At 72.6% G+C, this 15,100-nt stretch carries 14 protein-coding genes; 9 read left to right on the forward strand and 5 right to left on the reverse strand.

All coding sequences use genetic code 11. From position 1 onward, the window contains the following. Positions 1-25 precede the first annotated feature (25 nt). The 3 genes from secD to A6Q79_RS01620 all read left to right on the forward strand — a co-directional run bounded on the left by secD (position 26) and on the right by A6Q79_RS01620 (position 4,959). On the forward strand, positions 26-2,317 hold the full coding sequence (gene secD / locus A6Q79_RS01610; RefSeq protein WP_286691021.1) for a protein translocase subunit SecD: 2,292 nt from the start codon (positions 26-28) through the stop codon (positions 2,315-2,317). A gap of 99 nt (positions 2,318-2,416) precedes the next feature. Next, positions 2,417-3,793 carry a cystathionine beta-synthase gene (locus A6Q79_RS01615; protein ID WP_253025340.1) on the forward strand — a complete coding sequence of 459 codons (1,377 nt, stop codon included), beginning with the start codon at positions 2,417-2,419 and terminating at the stop codon, positions 3,791-3,793. Continuing rightward, on the forward strand, positions 3,790-4,959 hold the full coding sequence (locus tag A6Q79_RS01620) for a cystathionine gamma-synthase (RefSeq protein WP_286691022.1): 1,170 nt from the start codon (positions 3,790-3,792) through the stop codon (positions 4,957-4,959). The genes A6Q79_RS01615 and A6Q79_RS01620 overlap by 4 nt, the downstream gene beginning before the upstream one ends. Before the next feature lie 51 nt (positions 4,960-5,010). On the opposite strand, the gene rmuC is transcribed toward A6Q79_RS01620, so the two are convergent. Beyond that, entirely contained in the window at positions 5,011-6,492 is a 1,482-nt protein-coding gene (rmuC, locus tag A6Q79_RS01625) for a DNA recombination protein RmuC (protein WP_286691023.1), read from the reverse strand. Positions 6,493-6,617: 125 nt separating this feature from the next. Here rmuC and A6Q79_RS01630 point away from each other — a divergent pair, with 125 nt between their 5' ends. The 4 genes from A6Q79_RS01630 to A6Q79_RS01645 all read left to right on the forward strand — a co-directional run bounded on the left by A6Q79_RS01630 (position 6,618) and on the right by A6Q79_RS01645 (position 9,814). Next, on the forward strand, positions 6,618-7,316 hold the full coding sequence (locus A6Q79_RS01630) for a hypothetical protein (RefSeq protein WP_289017393.1): 699 nt from the start codon (positions 6,618-6,620) through the stop codon (positions 7,314-7,316). Between the two features lie 69 nt (positions 7,317-7,385). Further along, entirely contained in the window at positions 7,386-7,790 is a 405-nt protein-coding gene (locus A6Q79_RS01635; protein ID WP_067858074.1) for a tetratricopeptide repeat protein, read from the forward strand. Between the two features lie 25 nt (positions 7,791-7,815). Beyond that, the gene (locus A6Q79_RS01640; protein WP_286690076.1) at positions 7,816-8,475 is read left to right on the forward strand and encodes a M50 family metallopeptidase; all 660 of its coding nucleotides are present in this window, start codon (positions 7,816-7,818) and stop codon (positions 8,473-8,475) included. 31 nt (positions 8,476-8,506) lie between these two features. Then, a complete protein-coding gene (locus A6Q79_RS01645) occupies positions 8,507-9,814 on the forward strand; it encodes a tRNA guanosine(34) transglycosylase Tgt (RefSeq protein ID WP_317695674.1) in 1,308 nt (435 codons plus the stop codon). A gap of 27 nt (positions 9,815-9,841) precedes the next feature. On the opposite strand, the gene A6Q79_RS01650 is transcribed toward A6Q79_RS01645, so the two are convergent. After that, on the reverse strand, positions 9,842-10,567 hold the full coding sequence (locus A6Q79_RS01650) for a queuosine precursor transporter (RefSeq protein WP_067858083.1): 726 nt from the start codon (positions 10,565-10,567) through the stop codon (positions 9,842-9,844). 36 nt (positions 10,568-10,603) lie between these two features. Here A6Q79_RS01650 and A6Q79_RS01655 point away from each other — a divergent pair, with 36 nt between their 5' ends. Then, entirely contained in the window at positions 10,604-11,899 is a 1,296-nt protein-coding gene (locus A6Q79_RS01655; protein WP_067858086.1) for a geranylgeranyl reductase family protein, read from the forward strand. 9 nt (positions 11,900-11,908) lie between these two features. Here A6Q79_RS01655 and A6Q79_RS01660 read toward each other — a convergent pair whose 3' ends face one another. After that, the gene (locus A6Q79_RS01660) at positions 11,909-12,412 is read right to left on the reverse strand and encodes a hypothetical protein (protein WP_067858089.1); all 504 of its coding nucleotides are present in this window, start codon (positions 12,410-12,412) and stop codon (positions 11,909-11,911) included. A 259-nt stretch (positions 12,413-12,671) separates the two neighbouring features. On the opposite strand from A6Q79_RS01660, the gene A6Q79_RS01665 reads away from it, so the two are divergent. Further along, on the forward strand, positions 12,672-13,616 hold the full coding sequence (locus A6Q79_RS01665) for an RNA polymerase sigma factor RpoD/SigA (protein WP_067858091.1): 945 nt from the start codon (positions 12,672-12,674) through the stop codon (positions 13,614-13,616). Positions 13,617-13,714: 98 nt separating this feature from the next. Here the strand turns inward: A6Q79_RS01665 and coaE are convergent, their stop codons facing one another. Both coaE and A6Q79_RS01675 read right to left on the reverse strand, forming a co-directional pair. Continuing rightward, on the reverse strand, positions 13,715-14,311 hold the full coding sequence (gene coaE / locus A6Q79_RS01670) for a dephospho-CoA kinase (RefSeq protein ID WP_286690074.1): 597 nt from the start codon (positions 14,309-14,311) through the stop codon (positions 13,715-13,717). Position 14,312: 1 nt separating this feature from the next. After that, on the reverse strand, positions 14,313-15,100 hold a 788-nt coding region (locus A6Q79_RS01675; RefSeq protein ID WP_317695681.1), incomplete at its 5' end, for an SH3 domain-containing protein.

Consider the following 15,100-nt stretch of genomic DNA (forward strand, 5'->3'; position numbering starts at 1 on the left):
CCGTCGTCCATCCCGAAAGTCATCCATGCACCAGCGCGCCCCTCTGTGGCGTGCGATCGCGGCGTTCGCCGTGCTCGCCGCTTCCCTCGCCTTCGCCTACTTCAAGCCCGCCAACCTCGGCCTCGACCTCGAGGGTGGCACGCAGATCGTCCTCGAGACCCAGGACACCGACCGCGTCAAGGCCGACGCCGAGTCGACCTCCCGGGCCCTGGAGGTCATCCGCGGCCGTGTCGACGCCCTGGGCGTCGCCGAGCCGACCCTCGCCCAGTCCGGCGACCGCCGGATCATCGTCGAGCTCCCCGGCGTGACCGACCCGCGGGAGGCGGCCGAGGTCATCGGCCAGACCGCCCAGCTCTCCTTCCACGAGGTCCTGCGCCCCGCGCAGGAGGGCCAGGAGCCCGAGGACGGCCAGGTCGTCGCGAACGACGAGCAGGGCCAGCCGCTGCTCCTCGGCCCGACGCTCGTCGACGGCGAGGGGGTCTCCGACGCCGAGGCCGCCACGCCGCAGCAGGGCGTGGGCCAGTGGGTCGTGAACGTCAACTTCGCCGGCGAGGGCCGCACCGGCTGGCGCGACCTCGTCGCGGCCGCCTGCGCCAACACCGAGGGCGGCAACCGGGTCGCCATCCTGCTCGACGAGGACATCATCTCCTCCCCCGCCGTCCAGCCCGACTTGTGCCGCTCCGGCGGCGGCAACAGCACCAGCATCACCGGCAACTTCACCCAGGCCCAGGCCGACGACCTCGCCGTCCTCATCAAGGGCGGCGCGCTCCCGGTGCCCGTCGAGGTCATCGAGCAGCGCACGGTCGGCGCGACGCTGGGCGACGCGGCGATCGACGCGTCCATCGAGGCCGGCATCATCGGCATCATCCTGACCGGCCTGTTCATCGTGCTCGTGTACCGCGTGGTCGGGCTCATGGCGACGTTCGCGCTGGCCACCTACGCCGCGATCTCCTACGGCCTGCTCGTCTGGCTCGGCGCGACCCTCACGCTGCCCGGCCTGGCGGGCTTCGTGCTCGCCATCGGCCTGGCCATCGACGCCAACGTGCTGGTGTTCGAGCGAGCCCGCGAGGAGTACGAGAAGAACGGCAACCTGCACACCTCGCTCACGACCGGCTTCAACAAGGCGTGGTCGGCCATCCTCGACTCCAACGTCACCACGGTGCTGGCCGCCGCGCTGCTGTTCTTCCTGGCGTCCGGTCCGGTCAAGGGCTTCGGCGTCACCCTGACGATCGGCACCATCGCGTCGATGTTCTCGGCGCTGGTCGTCGCACGCGTGCTCACCGAGTTCGCGGTGAAGCGGTCGTTCCTGAAGAAGCGGCCCGGTCTCACCGGCGTGGCCTCGACGGGCCCGGTCCGCAAGTGGCTCAACGAGCGCGGCCCGAACCTAATGCGCCGCAGCGGGCTCTGGATCGGCCTCACCCTGGTCGTCGCTGGCGTGTCGATCAGCGGCATCCTGCTGCGCGGCCTGAACCTCGGCGTCGAGTTCACGGGCGGGCGCATCCTCGAGTTCTCCACCGCCCAGGCCGTCGACGTGCAGGAGGTGCGCGAGGCGGTGTCCGACGCCGGCTTCCCGCGCGCCGTCGTGCAGGAGTCGTCCGGCGACGGTCAGAGCGAGAACGTCAGCGTCCGCCTCGACGACATCACCAACGACGAGGCGGTCGAGGTCGAGGAGGCCGTCGAGTCGGTCGCGGGCCAGGCCACGAAGGAGCGCGACGAGCTGATCGGTCCGAGCCTCGGCAAGGAGCTGCGCGACAAGGCGCTCATCGCGTTCGCGATCGCCATCGCCGCGCAGATGGTCTACCTCGCCTGGAGGTTCCGCTGGACCTACGCGGTGTCGGCCCAGCTGTCGATGTCGTCGGTCGTGCTCACCGTGGTCGGCATCTTCGCGTGGTGGGGCAAGCCGATCGACGGCGTGTTCCTGGCCGCGGTGCTGTCGATCATCGGCCTCGCCGTCAACGACACGATCGTCGTGTTCGACCGCATCCGCGAGCACACGGGCGAGAACCGCGGCCGACGGCTGCGCGACGTGGTGAACGAGGCGATCCTGCAGACGATCCCGCGCACGGTGAACACCGGCCTCGGTGCCATGTTCATCCTCGCGGCGCTCGCGTTCCTCGGCGGCGACTCGCTGACCGACTTCGCGATCGCCCTCCTGCTCGGGCTCTCGATCGGCATCCTGTCGACGATCTTCACGGCGTCCGCCCTCGCCGTGAAGCTCGAGGAGCGCTGGCCGCACGACCCGGACAAGAAGCCCAAGGTCGTCGACAAGTACGCCCAGATCGACGACGGACGGAACACCGACGGCGCCGTCGTCTGACGGTTCGCCCCCGAGGGCGTCGTCGGCCCCTCCCCCGCACGGGAGGGCCGGCGACGCCTCGGCGGTTCCACGCTCGACCCGGGTGGCAGGATGAACGTCATGCGTATCGCGAACCACGTGGTCGACCTCGTGGGCGGCACCCCGCTCGTGAAGTTGTCCAGCGTCGTCCCGGCAGGATCTGCCCTGGTGGCGGCCAAGATCGAGTACCTCAACCCCGGCGGCAGCTCCAAGGACCGGATCGCCGTCAAGATGGTCGACGAGGCCGAGGCGTCCGGCGCGCTCAAGCCCGGCGGCGTCATCGTCGAGCCCACCTCCGGCAACACCGGGGTCGGGCTCGCGCTGGTGGCCCAGCAGCGCGGCTACTCCTGCATCTTCGTCTGCCCCGACAAGGTCAGCGAGGACAAGCGGAACACCCTGCGTGCCTATGGCGCCGAGGTCGTGGTCTGCCCGACCGCCGTGCCGCCGGAGCACCCCGACAGCTACTACAACGTCTCCGACCGCCTCGTCCGCGAGACCCCGAACGCCTGGAAGCCCGACCAGTACTCCAACCCCGCCGGGCCGGCCTCGCACTACGAGACCACGGGTCCGGAGATCTGGGCCGACACCGACGGCACCGTCACGCACTTCGTGGCCGGCGTCGGCACCGGTGGCACCATCACCGGCACCGGCCGCTACCTCAAGGAGGTCTCCGGCGGTCGGGTCAAGATCATCGGCGCCGACCCCGAGGGCTCGGTCTACTCCGGCGGCACGGGCCGCCCGTACCTGGTGGAGGGTGTCGGCGAGGACTTCTGGCCGAGCGCCTACGACCCCGAGATCGCCGACGAGATCATCGCCGTCTCCGACGCCGACGCGTTCGAGATGACCCGCCGCCTCGCCCGCGAGGAGGGGCTGCTGGTCGGAGGCTCCTGCGGCATGGCCGTCGTCGCGGCGCTCGAGGTGGCCGAGCGCGAGGGCCCCGACGCCGTCGTCGTGGTGCTGCTGCCCGACGGCGGACGTGGCTACCTCTCGAAGATCTTCAACGACGACTGGATGTCGTCCTACGGCTTCCTCCGCGAGCCGCTGGACGGCCACACCGACCGGCCGAGCGTCGGCGCGGTGCTGCGCCGCAAGTCCGGCGACCTGCCCGCGCTCGTGCACACCCACCCGTCGGAGACCATCCGCGACGCGATCGAGATCCTCCGCGAGTACAACGTCTCCCAGATGCCGGTCGTCGGGGCCGAGCCGCCCGTCGTCATCGGCGAGGTCGCCGGCAGCGTCAGCGAGCGCACGCTCATCAGCGCCGTCTTCGAGGGCCGGGCGTCCCTCACCGACCCGGTCTCCAAGCACATGGAGCCGCCGCTGCCGCTGCTGGGCGCGCACGAGGACCTCGACACCGCCCTGGCGACGCTCAAGGACAGCGACGCCGTCATGGTGATCGAGGACGGCAAGCCGCTGGGCGTCCTGACCCGGCACGACCTCCTGGGGGTGCACGTATGAGCGATCAGAGCGACGACCGCAAGGACGAGGCGCTGGGCTTCGCGACCCGCGCGATCCACGCCGGCTTCGAGCCCGACCCGCAGACCGGCGCGGTGAACGTGCCGATCTACGCGTCCTCGACCTTCGCCCAGGACGGCGTGGGTGGCATGCGCGGCGGCTACGAGTACGCCCGCACCGGCAACCCGACCCGCGCGGCGCTCGAGGCGAACCTGGCGGCGCTGGAGAACGGGGAGCACGGTCGCGCGTTCTCCTCGGGCATGGCGGCCACCGACGCCGCCCTGCGCACCCTGCTGCGGCCCGGTGACCACCTCGTCATCCCCGACGACGCCTACGGCGGCACCTTCCGGCTGATCGACAAGGTGTTCACCCACTGGGGCATCTCCTACACGCCGGTCGCCGTCAACGACGTCGACGCCGTCCGCGCCGCGATCCGGCCCGAGACGAAGGTCGTGTGGGTCGAGACCCCGACGAACCCGCTGCTCAACGTCGCCGACGTCGAGCAGGTGGCCGAGGTCGCGCACGCCGCGGGCGCGCGGTTCGTCGTCGACAACACCTTCGCCTCGCCCTACCTGCAGCAGCCGCTCGCCCTCGGCGCCGACGTGGTCCTGCACTCCACGACGAAGTACCTCGGCGGCCACTCCGACGTGGTGGGCGGCGCGCTCGTCACCGACGACGCCGAGCTCGACACCGGGTTCGCGTTCCTGCAGAACGGCGCCGGCGGCGTGCCGGGTCCGTTCGACGCCTACCTGACGTTCCGCGGGGCGAAGACGCTCGCGGTCCGGATGGAGCAGCACTGCACGAACGCGGAGGCGGTCGTCGACCTCCTCGTCGGCCACCCGGCCGTCGCGTCGGTGCTCTACCCCGGCCTGCCCGACCACCCCGGGCACGAGGTCGCCGCCCGGCAGATGCGTCGCTTCGGCGGCATGGTCTCGCTGCGGCTGGCGGGAGGGCGCCAGGCGGCGCTCGACCTCTGCGCGCGGACCCGCATCTTCACGCTCGCGGAGAGCCTCGGCGGCATCGAGTCGCTCATCGAGCACCCGGGGGCCATGACGCACGCGTCGACCGCGGGCTCGGTGCTCGAGGTGCCGGACGACCTGGTGCGGCTCAGCGTGGGCATCGAGGACACGGCCGACCTGCTGGCCGACCTGGAGCAGGCGCTCGGCTGACCCGCCGCCCGTGGCTCGCCCCGCCAGGGACGCCACGGACAGGTGGGCCGCTCAGCCCGCCTGCTCCTGCGCGTCGTCGACGGTCTCGCCGTCGACGAGGAGCGGGTCGATCTCGGGTCGCTCGAGGTCCTCGAACAGCGCGAACTCCTGCGACGGGGACGGCTGCGTCAGCTCGCTCGCGGTGAGGCTCCGCGGGTCGACGTCGAGCTCTTGCACGTCGCCCAGCAGGGCCGTGTCGTCGACGCGGTCGAGCTTGCGTGCCGTGACGAGCACGCCGCGCTCGAGCGAGCCGACGAAGGTGTTGTAGTCCTTGACCGACCGTTCGAGCGAGCGGCCGAGCTTGGACACGTGCGAGGACAGGGTGCCGAGCCGCTTGTACAGCTCACGTCCGAGGTCGACGAGCTCCTGCGCGTTCTCGGCGAGGTCCTCCTGGCGCCAGGTGAACGCCACGGTCTTGAGCACCGCCCACAGGTTGACCGGCGTCGCCAGCACGATGCCCCGCGCGAACGCGTGCTCCATGAGCGACGGGTCGGCGTCGAGCGCAGCGTTGAGGATCGCGTCGTTCGGGATGAACGCCACCGTGAACTCCGGGCTGGTGGGCAGACCGGTCCAGTACTCCTTCTGGGCCAGCGCGTCGACGTGCGCCCGCACGGCCTTCGCGTGCTGCACGAACATCCGCTTGCGCTCGGCGTCGTCGAGGTCGGGGCGGTTCGCGTCGATGAAGACCGCGTAGGGCACCTTCGCGTCGACCGCCATCTGCTTGCGTCCCGGCAGCTTGATGACCATGTCGGGACGTCGGGCGCCGGAGTCGGCGGTGATCGACTCCTGGGTGGAGAAGTCGATGCGGTTGAGCAGCCCGGCCGACTCCACGAGCGACGTCAGCTGGGTCTCGCCGTAGGCCCCGCGGACCGTGTTGTTGCGCAGGGCGCCGGAGAGCGTCTCTGCAGCCTGCTGGGAGCGCGCCGCCGACTCCTGCGTGGCGCGGATCTGCTCGGCGAGGTGGCCGTGCTGCCGGGCACGCTTCTCCTCGATCTCCTCGACCTTGCGCTGCATCTGCTGGAGCTGGGTGGCCACCGGCGCGAGCTTCTGCAGCACGCGGCTCTCGCTCTGCTCCTTGGCCTGGCGCTCCTTGGCCTCGCGGTCGTGCTGCGCCACGAGCTCGCGCGTCTGACGCCGGGCGACCTCGACCTGCTCGCGCAGGGCGTCCGCCTCGGCCCGCGTGGCCGCGAGCCGGGCCTCGACGTCGGCCTTGGCCGCGGCGAGAGCGCTCTCGACGCGGCTGCGCTCCGCCGCCAGCGCCTGCTCGACCTGCGCCCGCTCCGCCGCCGCCGCGTGCCGCGCGTCGGCGAGCTCCGCGCGGGCCGTGTGCCGCACCTCGGCCAGCTCCGCGGCGTGTCGGGCCTGGACCACCGCGGGGTCCTCGGCGCCCGCCGCCCCGTCGACCTGACGCAGGCGGGCGACCAGCAGGCCGACCACCACGCCGAGCGCGACACCGACGAGCAGACCGAGCAGGAGGGTGAGGGTGGGAGCCATGGGTCCGAGTCTGGCAAGAGTGACCGACAGAACCGTGCAGGCGTGCCGGACCCCTGTCGATGCGTGACGTGGAACGCGTTCCGCGCGGCTCGAACGGCTGGCGTGGCCCCCCTACGCTGGAATCCATGCCTGACTCCACCGACACCCGCGAACGTTCCTCGGTCCTGGGCGGCCTGTCGTGGTTCCAGGTGCTGGCCGGTGCCCTCGCCGCGATGACGTCGGCGTGGATCGCCTCCGCGCTCGGCGTGGCCGGCACCATCGTCGGGGCCGCGCTGGGCAGCCTGGTCGTCACCATCACGTCCTCGCTCTACGCCAGCACGCTCGACAAGGGACGCACGCTCATCGTGCAGACCGACGGCGGCCAGGTCGTCGAGACCGAGGCCGAGCCCGGTCATACCGCCGAGGCCCTGGCCGCGGTCCGCCGTGCCACGCACGAGGAGGTCACGGGCGCCGAGGTGGTCGACGCGCCCCGCCGCACCATCCGGTGGAGGGCCGTGGCCCTGTCGACCGTGGTCGTCCTGCTCGTCGCGGGCGTGGCCATGGGCAGCTACGAGCTCGTGACCGGCAAGGCCTACGGCTCGAACCCCCACAACCCCCGCATCGGCCACTTCTCCGGCGGTGGCGGCGACTCGACACCGCGCGACGAGCGACCGACGCCCACCGAGACCGCCACCCCGGACCCGACGGCGTCGCCGACCCCCGACGACGAGGCCACCCCCGACCCCACGCCGACGCCGACCCCGACGTCGAGCGCCGACCCCGTCCCGACGCCGACCCCGAGCGCCACGCCCGGCGACCAGCAGGACCCCGCGCCGGCCCCGTGAGCGCGGGAATGAACCGGACGACGACGCCGTTGACGAGCCCGACCAGCACGCCCCGGGAGGAGGAGCCCCATGACCATCTACCTGACCCCGAACATCTCCGACGACCAGATCGCGGCGATGGACGTCTTCGACGCCTTCCGCCTCGGCGAGGAGCTGCTGGAGTCGCGCTACCCCCGCGACGCCGCGCGCGTCCTGCGGCGGGTCGTCGAGGACTCCCCCGACAACGCGTCGGCGTGGGAGCTGCTCGCTCGTGCCCACTTCGCGGCCGCCCAGCTGCGGCCTGCGGAGGAGGCGTTCCGTCGGCTCGTCGAGCTGGAGCCCACGAGCGGCTGGGCGCACACCGCGCTCGGCCTGACGCTCGACCGGCAGAGCCGTCACCGCGAGGGTGCGCTCATGCACCGCATGGCGGCCGCCATGGGCGAGTCGGCCCGCGACGCCTCGCGCGTGCAGCTCGTCGACCGACCGGTCGTCTGAGCCCCGGTCCGGCCGGAGCCGCCCGATGAGCCCCTACGTCCCCGCGGCGGTCGGCGCCGCCTTGGCGCTGCTGCCGTGGGGATGGGGGGCCGGCCGGCACGTCGTCACCCTCGTGCACGAGGCGGGCCACGCGCTGGTCGCCGTGCTGACCGGTCGGCGCCTGAACGGGGTCCGCCTGCACCGCGACACCTCGGGGCTGACCACCTCGGTGGGCCGGCCCACCGGCCCCGGCATGGCGGCCACCGCCGCCGCGGGCTACCTCGCACCGAGCGCCCTCGGCCTCGGGCTGCTCGCGCTCGTGTCGCTCGATCGCACCGCCTGGGCCCTGTGGACCGCGCTCGCTGTCGTCGCCGGCATGCTCGTGTTCATCCGCAACGTGTTCGGTCTCCTCGTGGTGGGACTCGCCGGAGCCGGCGTCGCGCTGCTGGTGTGGCGCACCGACCCGTCGGCGCAGGGGTTCGCCGCCGTCGCGCTCTCCACGTTCCTGCTGGTCGGCGGACCGCGCACCACGGTCGAGCTGTGGTCGTCGCGGCGCAGGTCGCGGTCGCGCACGAGCGACGCCGACGTGCTCGCCCGGCTCACGCCCCTGCCCGCCGCGGCCTGGAACGCGGGCTTCGTGCTGCTCACCCTCGGCGCCCTCGTCCCCGCCTGGACGCTGCTGCGTGACCTCACCGCCCTGCGCTGACGCAGGGCCCGTCGCCTGCTTGGATGAGCCCGTGACCGACTCGCCCACCACGACCCCGCCGCTCTTCGAGGTCGGCGCCCGCCTCGGGGACCGCGCCGGCCGCACCGGCACGCTCACCACCGCGCACGGCACGATCCGCACGCCCGCCTTCGTCCCCGTCGGCACCAAGGCCACCGTCAAGGCGGTGCTGCCGGAGGCGATGGCCGAGCTCGGCGCGCAGGCCCTGCTCGCCAACGCCTACCACCTGTACCTCCAGCCCGGCGACGACGTCGTGGAGGAGGCCGGCGGGCTCGGCCGGTTCATGGGCTGGTCCGGCCCGACCTTCACCGACTCCGGCGGCTTCCAGGTCATGAGCCTCGGCGCCGGGTTCCGCAAGACGCTGTCGATGGACTCCACGTCCGAGGCCGCCGACGTCATCGCCACCGACAAGGACCGCCTGGCGCACGTCGACGACGACGGCGTCACCTTCCGCAGCCACCTCGACGGCTCGACCCACCGGTTCACCCCCGAGGTGTCCATGGGCATCCAGCACCGCCTGGGCGCCGACGTCATCTTCGCGTTCGACGAGCTGACCACCCTCCTGGACAGCCGCGCCTACCAGGAGGAGTCGCTGGCCCGCACCGAGGCGTGGGCCGCGCGCTGCCTCGCCGAGCACCGCCGCCTCTCTTCTCTTCGCCGCCCCCAGCCCGGCACCCTCGCCGGCCCCCCCACCGGGCCCGCTCGCCGCCCCCAGCCCGGCCCCCCCGCCGGGCCCGCTGGACCTGCCCTGTTCGGGGTGGTGCAGGGCGCCCAGCACGAGGACCTGCGCCGTCGCGCCGCACGGCACCTGGCCGAGCTCGAGGTCGACGGCACGCGCTTCGACGGGTTCGGCATCGGCGGCGCCATCGAGAAGGAGAACCTGGCGACCATCGTCGGCTGGGTCACCGACGAGCTCCCCGACGACAAGCCCCGTCACCTGCTCGGCATCGGCGAGCCCGACGACCTGTTCGCCGCGGTCGAGGCGGGTGCCGACACGTTCGACTGCGTCGGCCCGTCGCGGGTGGCGCGCTCCTCGCGCGTGTACACCGCCGACGGACGCGAGAACCTGCTCGTCGCCCGGTCGCGCCGCCGCTTCGAGCCGATCGAGGACGACTGCGACTGCTACACCTGCGCGCACTACACGCGCGCCTACCTGCACCACCTGTTCAAGGCCAAGGAGTACCTCGCCGCGACCCTGACCACGATCCACAACGAGCGCTACGTGGTGCGCCTGGTCGACCGCATGAGGGCCGCCCTCGAGGACGGCACGTTCGACGAGCTGCGCGCCGAGACGATGGGCCGGATCCGCTCCTCCCGCTGAGGCGAGCGCCGGACCGCGCCGCAGGGCTCAGTACGTGGGCTCGGCGGCCTTGAGCCGCGCGATCACGAGCACCGTCACCGGCATGACGAGCAGCTCCACCGCCACCTTGAACAGCACCCCGACCACGAAGTAGTTGAGGAACCCGCCCGTGCCCGTGATGCCGATGGCGCTCGCCGCGATCGCGCAGAACAGGAAGGTGTCGACGAGCTCGCCGAGACCGGTCGACGACGCGAGCCGCGCCACCAGCGCGCGCTCGGCCGTCCGCGCCTTCATCCGGGTGAGCACCCAGGCGTTGGTCAGCTGCCCGCACACGTAGCCGGCGACGCTCGCCAGCACGATCTGCGCCACCGGGCCCAGGACGGTCGAGAAGGCCTCGTCGTTGCCGTAGAACGAGGCGCCCGGGATACGGGCGACCACGGTGAACGTCAGGACGGCCAGCAGGGCGCAGGCGAAGCCGGTGAGCACGGCCCGACGTGCCGCGCGGAAGCCGTAGACCTCCGAGATCACGTCGCCCAGCACGTACGCGAGGGGGAAGAGCACCGCTCCCCCGTCGATGATGAGCGGCCACAGCTGCACGGGCCCGAGCGTGAGCGAGCCGGAGCCGACCTCGATCGGCTTGGTGGCCACCACGTTCGAGACGACCACGATGGTGGCGAACAGCGCGAGCACGACGGCGTAGGCCGACGAGCCCGAGGACGCGAACCGGACCTCCTGGCCCGGTGCCTGCGAGGGCGCGGAGGACGACGAGGTCATGAGCGACATCCTGGCACGGGATGGGATGATCGCCCCATGAGCCTGCCCGACCGCACCGACGTCCTCGTGGTGGGTGCCGGGCCCGCCGGCGCTGCCGCGGCAGCCTGGTCGGCCCGGGCGGGTGCGGACGTGCTGCTGGCCGACGCGGCGGCGTTCCCGCGCGACAAGACGTGCGGCGACGGCCTGACCCCTCGCGCCGTCGCCGAGCTCGACCGCCTCGGCCTCGGCGACTGGACCCGCTCGTTCGGCACGAACCGTGGCCTGCGCGCCGCGGGCTTCGGCCAGGAGCTCCTGCTCCCCTGGCCCGGCGGCTCGCTGCCCGACCACGGTTCGGCGGTGCCCCGCACGCAGCTCGACGCGCGCATCCGCGACGTCGCGCTCGCCGACGGTGCGCAGCCGCTGGACCGCGCGCGGGCGGTCGACGTCGAGCGCGACGGCTCCGGCCGGGTCAGCGCCGTCGTGTTCGTCGTCGGTCCCGAGAAGCAGCGGCACGTCGTGCGTTGCGAACGACTCGTGGTCGCCGACGGTGTGCGGTCGCCGCTCGGCAAGGTCCTCGGGCGGGAGTGGCATCGCGACACCGCCTACGGGGTCGCCGGCCGCTCCTACGTCAAGTCCGGGCGCTTCGACGACCCGTGGATCTCCTCCCACCTGGAGCTGAGGGCGGCGCCCGGCGGGGGTGCCGGGCCACGGGCGGCGAAGGACAAGGGCGCTCTGCTGCCCGGATACGGCTGGATCTTCCCCCTCGGCACGGCCGGCGAGGGCGGAGAGGTCAACCTCGGCGTCGGCGCGCTGGCCACGGCCAAGCGGCCGGCGGCGCTGCAGATCCGTCCGCTCATGGAGTACTACGCCGAGCTGCGGCGCGAGGAGTGGGAGCTCGGGCCCGACCTGCGTCTGCCGACGTCGGCCCTGCTGCCGATGGGTGGTGCGGTGTCGGGTGTCGCCGGACCCAACTGGATCCTCGTCGGGGACGCGGCGGGGTGCGTCAACCCGTTGAACGGCGAGGGCATCGACTACGGCCTGGAGACGGGACGCGTCGGCGCGGAGCTCCTCGCCTCACGCACCGACGTCGCCGAGGCGTGGCCCCAGCTGCTGACCGGCCACTACGGCGAGGCGTTCTCGATCGCGCGTCGTCTGGCCGGGCTGCTCACGGTGCCGCGGCTGCTGCCGACGTTCGGACCGCTCGGCATGCGCTCGCAGACCCTGATGACCGTGGCGCTGCGGGTGATGGGCAACCTCGTCACCGACGAGGACCGCGACGTCACCGCGCGCCTGTGGAGGTGGGCGGGACGGCGGTCGGTCGCGCTCGACGACCGACCGCCGTTCACCGCCTGACCGCTGCGCTCAGGAGGCGGCGGGCGGGTCGGACTTCTTGTTGACCTCGGGCAGCTTCTCGCCGGAGTCCTTGAACGACAGTGCCGTGAAGACGGTCAGCGCGATCGCGGCGATCCAGACGATGTAGCCGGACCAGCCCGGGCCGACGCTCACGTCGACGCCCATGCCGGACGGGACGTCGCCGCCCTCGGTGAGCGGACGCAGGACGAGCAGGATCGTGCCGAGCGCGGCCGTCGCGAGCGCCACCAGGCGCCACGGGACGCCGTCGGGGAGGTTCTGCGCGGCGAAGGCCTTCACCGCGACGACGGCGACCGCGACGATGACGAGCAGGATGCCCAGGGTCGCGAAGCTGTACCAGGCGTTGCGGCCGGCCGAGGTGTTGACGGCGAAGTCGCCGCTGCCCTTGACCGAGGCCGTGACGAAGGCGTCGAAGAACGAGAACAGGATCGCGACAGCGCCCGCGACCAGGGCACCCTGGTCGAACTTGGAGAGCGCCTTGAAGTCGGCTGCCATGGGGAACCTTCCGTTGCTGAGAAAAGGATGAAGAACGGGAACAACCTAGTCCCTCGTCCCACTTGAGGGGAACAGGCTCGCGGTGTGAGACCGTGCGCACCCGTCCGCGGCGCGCCGGACCCTTCCGTGACCCTCCTGCGGGCGGTCCGGAGATGGGCCTGAGACCCCGGCGAACACCTGCCAAGAAGAGGCTGAGAGTGGAATCCCCGGTGTGTCCGGTGCGTTGCACTGGTACAGACACGATGGGAGGCGTATTCACATGACGTCAACGAGGCACGAGAGCGCCGAGGGCAAGGACAGCGTCGGCATGTACCTGGCCGAGATCGCCCGGACGCCGCTGCTGGACGCCGCCCGCGAGGTCGAGCTCAGCCGCAGCATCGAGGCGGGCCTCTACGCCCAGCACCTGCTCGACGAAGGACGCATCGGCCGCGCGAAGGGCGGCGCACCCAAGCGGGCCACCCGCGAAGAGCTCGAGTTCATCGCGGCCGAGGGCGAGCGCGCCCAGCAGGAGTTCATCAACGCCAACCTGCGCCTGGTCGTCTCGATCGCGCGCAAGTACGGCCGCTCCGCGATGCCGATGCTCGACCTGGTGCAGGAGGGCAACACCGGCCTGATCCGCGCCGTCGAGAAGTTCGACTACGCGAAGGGCTTCAAGTTCTCCACCTACGCCACCTGGTGGGTGCGTCAGGCGATCACCCGCGGCATCGCGCAGCAGGCGCGCGTCGTGCGGCTGCCCGTGCACGTGGTGGAGGAGCTGAACCAGGTCACGGCGGCACGCCGGACGCTCGAGCGCACGCTCGGCTACGACCCCGAGCCGCAGGAGATCGCCGACGAGCTCGGCATGGACGTCGACCGCGTCATCGACCTGCTGTCCTGGGGTCGCGACCACGTCAGCCTGGACACCCCGGTCGACGAGGACGGCGACACCTCGCTCGGTGACCTCATCGCCCGCGAGACCCAGCCTGGCCCCGACCTGGCGGTCCTGGACGACGAGACCAAGCACCTGATCAGCTCGCTGATCGACCACCTGGGAGCCCGCGAGGCCGACATCGTGCGGGCCCGCTACGGCCTGCTCGACGGTCGTCAGCAGAAGCTCGCCGACATCGGCAAGCGCCACGGCATCTCCGCCGAGCGCGTGCGCCAGCTCGAGCGCCAGGCGCTCGTCACGCTGCGCAAGATCGCCGACCCCGACCTGGCGGCCTGACACCCCCTCGGACCGCCAGCCCGAAGCCGCCCTGCCACCCCCGACAGGGCGGCTTCGTCGTGCCCAGAGCCTCGTCCTGTCCAGCGCCGACGCGCTGCTCAGCGGTCGGACGTGAGGCGCGCCCAGAGGGCGTCGACCGCCGCGAGGAGGTCCTCGCGGCTGCCCTGGTTGTCGAGCACCTCGTCGGCCGCCTCGAGCCGCCGCTCACGGCTCGTCTGGGCGGCCAGGCGGGCGCGGGCGTCGTCCTCGGCCATGCCGCGCTGCTCGACGAGCCTTCGCACCTGCAGCTCGGGGGGCAGGTCGACCACCACGACGACGTCGCACGCGGCGGCCATGCCCATCTCCACGAGCAGCGGGTGGTCGTGCACGACGACGGCGTCATCGGGCGCCGCGGCGACCCGGGCCGCGGCGAGCTCGCGGATCGCGGGGTGGGTGATGGCCTCGAGGTCGCGTCGGGCGGCCTCGTCGGCGAAGACGACGGCACCGAGGGCCGGGCGGTCGAGCGATCCGTCGGCGGCGACCACGGCGTCGCCGAACCGTTCGCGGATCGCTGCCAGCCCGCGGGTGCCGGGCTCGACGGCCTCGCGCGCGAGCAGGTCGTAGTCGACGACGACCGCGCCGAGCTCGGCGAGCCGCGCGCTGACGGTGCTCTTGCCGGAGCCGATGCCGCCCGTGAGGCCGACGTGCAGGGTCATGTCAGCCCGTCGCCGCGCTGCCGTAGGTGGTCACGTGCACGTGGTCGACGTGGTTGGCGGTGTCGCCACCGCGGTCGCTCATGGGCCGCCAGCTGGCCGAGGTGGCGGGCCGCCAGATGCGCTGCTCCCAGATCAGGTACTCGATGCCGAGCTCGCTGCGGTGCTCCTGCAGGAAGGCGGCGATCTCGTCGCCGAGCGAGCCGCGCACCATGATGTCGAGCGCCTGACCGGTCGCGTGCTCACCACGTCCGGCGATGCCGCCGTACTCGCCGACCTGGGGGAAGCGCTCGCACACGGCCCGGAACACCTTGACGGTGTCGGGCTGCAGACCGGCCTCCGACATCTTGTTGCAGGGTTGCGTGCCGAGCGGGAGGTCGTCGGCGACCTGCCGCGACGGCACCCAGCGGGGCAGGTCGGCGAGGACCACCTCGGTCCAGCCGTCGCGGGTCCGGCCCGTGACGTCGATCTTCTGCCCGCGCTCGAGCCGCTTCAGCACCGGCGACGCGGAGTCGGCGTCGGCGTGCACGGCGACGCCGTCGTCGAGCGCGACCTGCTGGCCCTTGACGACCACCTGCACGGTGCCCTCCACGGGCAGCTCGGGACGCTCTGCGCTGCGGTTCACCTCCGGAGCCTCCTCGAAGGCCTCGGCGATGACGTCGTCCTGCACGGGCGCGGCGGCTGCGCGCGGCGCCGTGGTCGCAGGGTCGGGGCTCTGGGCCTGCACCACGGCGACAGCGGCGCCCAGCACCGCCACCACGCTCACGGCAGGGAGGACGACGGTGACGGCGC

The sequence above is a fragment of the Aeromicrobium sp. REDSEA-S32_B7 genome, assembly GCF_001626145.1.
GTDB classification, from domain to species: Bacteria; Actinomycetota; Actinomycetes; order Propionibacteriales; family Nocardioidaceae; genus Aeromicrobium; species Aeromicrobium erythreum.